This is a genomic window from Burkholderia sp. DN3021, assembly GCF_049805555.1.
Lineage (GTDB): Bacteria > Pseudomonadota > Gammaproteobacteria > Burkholderiales > Burkholderiaceae > Burkholderia > Burkholderia pyrrocinia_C.
Window position 1 is genome coordinate 1 of the sequence record NZ_JBNCAB010000155.1, and the last position, 7,054, is coordinate 7,054.

Here is a 7,054-nt window from a genome sequence, read left to right on the forward strand (position 1 = left end):
GAAGGAATACGGCATTACGCGCGACGAGCAGGACGCGTTCGCGGCGCTGTCGCAGAACAAGGCTGAAGCCGCGCAGAAGGCCGGGCGCTTCAACGACGAGATCGTGCCGGTGTCGATTCCGCAACGCAAGGGCGAGCCGCTGCAGTTCGCGACCGATGAATTCGTGCGTCACGGCGTGACGGCGGAATCGCTGGCGGGGCTGAAGCCGGCGTTCTCGAAGGACGGCACGGTGACGGCGGCGAACGCGTCGGGTCTGAACGACGGCGCGGCGGCGGTGCTGGTGATGTCGGCGCAGAAGGCGGCGGCGCTGGGCCTGACGCCGCTGGCGCGGATCAAGGCGTATGCGAACGCGGGCGTGGATCCGAGCGTGATGGGGATGGGCCCGGTGCCGGCGTCGCGCCGGTGCCTGGAGCGCGCGGGCTGGACGCCGGGCGACCTGGACCTGATGGAGATCAACGAGGCGTTCGCGGCGCAGGCGCTGGCGGTGCACAAGCAGATGGGCTGGGACACGTCGAAGGTGAACGTGAACGGCGGGGCGATCGCGATCGGCCACCCGATCGGCGCGTCGGGCTGCCGGATCCTGGTGACGCTGCTGCACGAGATGGCCAAGCGCGATGCGAAGCGCGGGCTGGCGTCGCTGTGCATCGGCGGCGGGATGGGCGTCGCGCTCGCGGTCGAGCGTCCGTAACCGGTCGTCCGTTACCGGCGAACCGAATCCGGGCGCCGGCCGATTGCGGCTTCGGCCGGCGCCACGTGAAGTCAGAGGGGGCCTCGGCAGCTCTCGAAACCAAAAAATGGAGTGAGATTTATGTCTCAGCGAATTGCGTACGTAACGGGCGGGATGGGCGGCATCGGCACCAGCATTTGCCAGCGTCTGTTGAAGGACGGCTTCAAGGTCGTCGCGGGCTGCGGCCCGAACTCGCCGCGCCGTGTGAAATGGCTCGAGGACCAGAAGGCGCTCGGGTACGATTTCATCGCGTCGGAAGGCAACGTCGGCGACTGGGACTCGACCAAGGAAGCGTTCGACAAGGTCAAGGCCGAAGTCGGCGAGATCGACGTGCTGGTCAACAACGCGGGCATCACGCGCGACGTCGTGTTCCGCAAGATGACGCACGAAGACTGGACCGCCGTGATCGACACCAACCTGACGAGCCTGTTCAACGTGACGAAGCAGGTGATCGACGGGATGGTGGAGCGCGGCTGGGGCCGGATCATCAACATTTCGTCGGTGAACGGCCAGAAGGGGCAATTCGGCCAGACCAACTACTCGACCGCGAAGGCCGGCATCCACGGCTTCACGATGTCGCTCGCGCAGGAAGTCGCGACGAAGGGCGTGACGGTCAACACCGTGTCGCCGGGCTACATCGGCACCGACATGGTGAAGGCGATCCGCCCCGACGTGCTGGAAAAGATCGTCGCGACGATCCCGGTGCGGCGTCTCGGCGCGCCGGAGGAAATCGGCTCGATCGTCGCGTGGCTTGCGTCGAACGATTCCGGCTTCGCGACGGGCGCCGACTTCTCGCTGAACGGCGGCCTGCACATGGGCTGAACGCCCGGGCTGCGCGGGCCGGGTGGCCGAGCAGCCGGGTGTGTTCCAAGGCCCCCGCCTCCCGGGTTCGGGCGGCGGGGATTCGTCACTTGCGCTACGCTGCACTGAAAGGCGTTACATGACTACTACAAAGAAGACGGCCGAACGGCTCATCAAGAAGTACCCGAACCGCCGGCTCTACGATACCGAGACAAGCACGTACATTACGCTCACCGACGTGAAGCAGCTCGTACTGGAGCAGGAGGACTTCAAGGTCGTCGATGCGAAATCCAACGAAGACCTGACGCGCAGCATCCTCCTGCAGATCATCCTCGAAGAGGAAAGCGGCGGCGTGCCGATGTTCTCGTCGTCGATGCTGTCGCAGATCATCCGTTTCTACGGTCACGCGATGCAGGGCATGATGGGCACGTACCTGGAAAAGAACATCCAGGCGTTCATCGACATCCAGAACAAGCTCGCGGATCAGTCGAAGAACATGTACGACACCAATGCGATGAATCCGGAAGTCTGGTCGCAGTTCATGAACATGCAGGCGCCGATGATGCAAGGGATGATGACGAGCTACATCGAGCAGTCGAAGAACATGTTCGTGCAGATGCAGGAACAGATGCAGAACCAGGCGAAGTCGATGTTCAGCACGTTTCCTTTCAAGCAGCCGGGTTCCACCGAGCCGGAGAAGAAGTAGCGATTTTGCGGCAGGCCGGCCGCGGCGGCGCGAGCCGTCGGGCGTCGGTGCCGTGAGGCGAGGTGGCAGTCGTGCGCTCGGGCTCGACGGACTGGCTGCCGCCTGCCGGAAGGCGCCGCCGATGGTCGTTCATGATCGTCGGCGCCGCATGCCCGTGCCCGGGATGCCGGGTCTGGCGTTGGGTGAGGCCGGTTCCGGAAATGCTGGCTGAGTGCAGGCCGAAGGTTCCGTCAGGACGGCCGGACAGACACCCGGCTCGGTGTGTTCGCCCGCCTTCGCTCACAGCTCCGAACTGAAATCCTGGTGATCGTCCGGCGGAGGAAGGTCGAGAACGAGCTTGACCGCGCTGTAGTTGGCCTTCAGCGAAAACACGCGGCCGATCACGAGAAACGTCTGCCGCGAATTCTCGATCTCGACGAAGTCGCCGGGTTGCGGCACGTGGGCACCCTGGTCGTAGGAAAAGCTCGTGCTGGTTTGCTCGCCGATGGCTTCTGCCGCGTGCTGGGTGAATTCGATCGTGATGTGGGTGGTCATGCGAGCCCCGTTGGGTGGATGGAAGAGAGCGAAGGCTTCGATTTTCGCATAGCGGCGGTGCGCTTCCGCGGCGATTGTTGCGCGACCGCGATTGCCGATCGTGCTTGCCCGCTGGTCCACGCATATGCGATAGCAACGACCCGGCCGAAGCCGGGTCGGGAGGGCGGGACGAAGCGGAGCGACCGCTACCGCTACCTCTCCGCAAACGTCCCTGCTTGCACCAACGTCATCTTGCCGGGGGCCAGGTACTTGCGGATGGCGGCGTTGACCTGTTCCACGGTCAGCGCGCGGACGCGCTCGGGGTAGGTGTCCAGGTCGCTTAGCGGTTGGTCCTGAAGCACCGTCTGGGCGAGCATGGCGGCCATCTGCCCGGTGGTTTCCATCGCGACCTGCTGGCGACCGATCATGCCGTCCTTGCGCGCATCCAGTTCCGCCTGGGTGATGCCCTGTTTCCACCAGGCGTCCAGCACCCGGCGGGTGCTGGCGATGCCCTTGTCCAGCAGGGCCGGGGCGAAGTTGGTGTTGACGACAAAGCCGCCCTCCATCAGCGAGAGGCCGGACAAGCCGGCGCCGATGCCGTAGGTCAGGCCTTCCTGATCGCGGACGGTCGCCATCAGGCGGCCGGTGAAGCCGCTGCCCAGGATGGCAATGCCCGCACTCAGGGGCAGGTAGTCGACGTCGCTGGCGCGCAGGTCGATGGCTTGCCCCATCGCCACGCTGATGGACGCCTTGTCCTTCATCGCGATGCGCTGCGTGTCAGGCCGACTTGCCTTGCGTGCCGGCCCCTGCCGTACGAGTGCCTTGCCGCCGCTCCAGCCCGCGAAGGCCTCGATCAACTTGGCCTGCAGGCCGCGAGGGTCCGCGCCGCCCACCACGACCACGGTCATATGCGCCGGTCCGTAGTACGCGCGATGAAACGCCTTGATGTCCTCCAGTGTGGCGGCGGCAATGGCCTGGAGCATCCGCTCGCGCGGCACCGGGGCGTTGACGTGTGCCTCGGGGTAGATGGCCATCGACAACGCATCGCGTGCCCGCATGCCCGGTACTTCCCCGCTTTGGCGGACGCTGGCCTCCAGCCGGGTCTTGGCCCGGGCCAGTTCGTCGGCCTTGAAGGCCGGCGCGCGCAACTGCTCGGCCATCAGGTCGATCAGGGTAGGCAAATCCCGGGTCAGGCTCTTGCCGTATATGCCGACGTAGCCCGCCGCGGTCTGGAACGACAACTGGGCGCCCAGGCTCTCCAGCAGCGTGGAGATAGCCACTTTGTCGCGGCGGGTGGTGCCCGCCTCCAGCAACATGCCGGTCAGCAATGGCACGGCGGGATTGGTCGCCTTGCTGGCCGCGTCGGCATCGCCCAGCGGCATCACTGCGGCAACGGACACCATCTCCTGCGGCGCCATCGGATAGACCAACAGATCGATGCTGCCGGCCTGGGCGCGCACCACGCGATCGGCGATGCCCGCCTGAGCCGCGACAGGCAACCACAGCATGGCCAACGCTAGCACCCATGGGTGCAGCCAGTTGAAACGAACACGCATCATGTCGACTTCTCCGGGACGAACCAGCCGGTGGTGCTCTGGTCTTCATTGAGGTACTTGCGGGCCACCCGCTGCACGTCGGCGGGCGTGACCTTTTCCAGTTGTTCCAGTTCGGTGACGAACCGGGTCCAATCGCCTTGCGCGACCGCTTCACCAAGCAGGGCGGAGGTCTTGCTGACGCCGTCGCGCTGGTAGATCTGCTCGGCCCGGTGAGGGCCCAACACCCGTTGGATATCCTCGCGAGTCACGCCGTGGTTCTTGATGCGTTCCAGTTCGGCCCAGGCGATTTTCTCGGCCTGGTCGTGCTTGGCGTTGGACGACAGGTTGACCGTGATCAGGAACGGCCCGGGATCGCGCAACGCATGGAAGCTGGCGCTGGCGTTCGTGGCCACCTCGGTGTCCACCAGCGTGCGATACAGCGGGCTGGCCTTGCCCTGGCTCAATACCAGGCCCAGCACGGTCAGCGCTGCCGCATCGGGATGCAGGGCGTTGGGCGCCTTGAAGGCCATGATGACGCTGCCGGTCTCGCCGGCCCGTTTGAGCACCAGCCGCCGTGGCCCCTGTTGCGGGGGTTCCTCGGTGGTCATCGCCGGGATCGCATGGGGTGCGCGCGGAATGCCGCCGTAGTACTGCCCGATCCAGCCCAGCGCCTGCGCCGGCTGGAAGTCGCCGACCAGAATGACCACCGCATTGTCCGGCCAGTAGAAGGTGTCGTAGAAGCTGCGCAGCTTGTCCACACTGGCATGCTCGATGTCGCTGCGCCAGCCGATGGTGGGATGGTGGTAGGGATGCGTCTGGTAAGCGGTGGCCAGCACCTGCTGGAACAACGCGCGGAAAGGACGGTTCTCGCCCCGCTCGTACTCGTTGCGCACCACCGTCATCTCGCTGGCCAGGTCCTCGGGGCGCAGCAGGAGGTTGCGCATGCGGTCGGCTTCGATGGCGATATAGCCTTCCAGCGCGTGGCGCTCCAGCGTGCCGAAGTAATTGGTGCGGTCCATCGATGTGGTGGCGTTGAAGCTGGCGCCCGCCCGCTCCAGATAGTCGTTCACCGAGTTGCCCTGTTCCTTCGTGTAGTGCCGGCTGCCCTTGAACATCAGGTGTTCCAGCAGGTGGGTGCCGCCGGTGGTGCCGGTGGCCTCGTTGCGAGAGCCTACCCGGTACAACACCTGGAAACTGACCACCGGCGCGGCAGGGTCGGGCAGGGCGAGCACGGTGAGGCCGTTGGCGTCCAGACGGTATTCGTCGATACCGCCCAGGGAGCGCACATAGGCAAAACCCGGCACATCGACGGGTTGGGCCATCGCTGTGCCTGCGATCAGCAGACACAGCGAGAGCCCGGGGCATATCGAACGTCGTAATGACATGGAACGTCCTTTTCTTTGGACAGGATGATCGTGGAAGATTAGGCGATGGCCTCAGTGGTCAGCGACGACGGGGGCGCACCCGTGCGACCGTGCGCACGGTGGAGCGTCGATCAGTAAACCTGACGTGCCTCCTGTGTGGCGAACGCGATACTTCTATCGTTGTCGGGTATGACATCGGTCGATGGTGCGTTGGAGTGGCGCCACTACTGCGATGTGCCCGTTTTCGACAGTGTTTTGACTGGCCGTCGACGCATAGCGACAGAGGGCGCGACCTCCATTGAGCGTGCAGATTACCTGAAAGCGATTGTCGGGCCTCAGCTTCTTCGGCTGACCATCGTCCTTGGATTTTCCGGCAGCCAATGGGATCAGCAGATCGCTCGAGGCTGGAGCATTATCGGAAGGGGGAGCCTCGCCGCTAGTGTTTCGTCCTGACGCGATCACTGCGCCGGAAAGGTGAATCCGCTTGTCGGACTCAAAGAGGTTTGGGGGCCAACGGTCCGCGTTGACCTGAGTGGCACGTGGTCGTGCGGATTCCACGGTCATGGAAGTGCTGGTAGCCTCGGCGTTCATCGAGGTCGGTACTGCGGCCAACAGCGCAAGTCGGCGCGCGAATACGCGCAAGGTGGCGACCTTCATGCGGTATCCAGTTCCAGGGTAAAGGGCTTTCGTGAATCGAGGGCCATCGATGTTTCCGTACGAGCCGACGTCGTGACATCGAAGGCCACGTTGCACCGGGCGAACTGTCGACGTCAAACACTTCACGGCACTGCTTGCGTGGATCCCGCTTATACGATGAACGTCGAGGTTCCCTGAGGCCGCAACAGTGAATCGCGACGTCTCACCCCAGCGCGTGGAGCAATGCGCCGGCTTCAGGACGAGTCATGAGCGATGCTACGTTGCTCGCGATCATCGTGGAATGAGACGAGTTCGAATCTTCGTGGCATAACGAAAGTATCGGTCGGCAGGACCATTGCGTGACGGGCGCGAACGGAGAGGCGGTTGCGCGGCGATCGTTACCGGCGCGCGCATTGCCGTTCCTTTCGGGCGGGCGACGCGGGCGCGATGCTTCTGCTCGTCGGCGACTTGATCGGCCAGCGGTTGCCGCACAATCGCAAATTTCCGAGGGGCTACTGTTCCGAAGCAGGTGAGGGGGAACCGTCAGCCGATATAAACCAATTGCGGGGCGGGACACGCTGCTGGACTTGGCTCACGCGATCGATCACTTTCTGGCAGGAGTTTTCCAGGTGGAGCCGCAGTGCTTTCTGCGCTTGAGCTGTTTGCCCCGGCGCCAGTACATCGTAAGCACTCGATCAGCACCGTAGCGTAGGTCGACGACGACGGGGAGCCGCGATGCTATCGGATGGGCACGACGTGAGCAGTAGACGGC

The 7,054-nt window shown here is 64.4% G+C and carries 7 protein-coding genes; 3 read left to right on the plus strand and 4 right to left on the minus strand.

The features are described from left to right. The 3 genes from ACPUER_RS35530 to phaR form a co-directional block, all read left to right on the plus strand. On the plus strand, positions 1-688 hold a 688-nt coding region (locus tag ACPUER_RS35530; RefSeq protein ID WP_425133420.1), incomplete at its 5' end, for an acetyl-CoA C-acyltransferase. Between the two features lie 120 nt (positions 689-808). Beyond that, a complete protein-coding gene (locus ACPUER_RS35535; protein ID WP_072441360.1) occupies positions 809-1,549 on the plus strand; it encodes a 3-ketoacyl-ACP reductase in 741 nt (246 codons plus the stop codon). A gap of 118 nt (positions 1,550-1,667) precedes the next feature. Further along, the gene (gene phaR / locus ACPUER_RS35540) at positions 1,668-2,234 is read left to right on the plus strand and encodes a polyhydroxyalkanoate synthesis repressor PhaR (RefSeq protein WP_034181302.1); all 567 of its coding nucleotides are present in this window, start codon (positions 1,668-1,670) and stop codon (positions 2,232-2,234) included. Between the two features lie 279 nt (positions 2,235-2,513). Here the strand turns inward: phaR and ACPUER_RS35545 are convergent, their stop codons facing one another. The 4 genes from ACPUER_RS35545 to ACPUER_RS35560 form a co-directional block, all read right to left on the minus strand. Next, positions 2,514-2,768, minus strand: a complete 255-nt coding sequence (locus tag ACPUER_RS35545) for a hypothetical protein (protein WP_175749495.1) — start codon at positions 2,766-2,768, stop codon at positions 2,514-2,516. 191 nt (positions 2,769-2,959) lie between these two features. After that, the gene (locus ACPUER_RS35550; RefSeq protein ID WP_425133421.1) at positions 2,960-4,306 is read right to left on the minus strand and encodes a M16 family metallopeptidase; all 1,347 of its coding nucleotides are present in this window, start codon (positions 4,304-4,306) and stop codon (positions 2,960-2,962) included. Then, on the minus strand, positions 4,303-5,604 hold the full coding sequence (locus tag ACPUER_RS35555; RefSeq protein ID WP_425133422.1) for a M16 family metallopeptidase: 1,302 nt from the start codon (positions 5,602-5,604) through the stop codon (positions 4,303-4,305). The genes ACPUER_RS35550 and ACPUER_RS35555 overlap by 4 nt, the downstream gene beginning before the upstream one ends. A gap of 216 nt (positions 5,605-5,820) precedes the next feature. After that, entirely contained in the window at positions 5,821-6,303 is a 483-nt protein-coding gene (locus ACPUER_RS35560) for a hypothetical protein (RefSeq protein ID WP_310143222.1), read from the minus strand. Positions 6,304-7,054 lie beyond the last annotated feature (751 nt).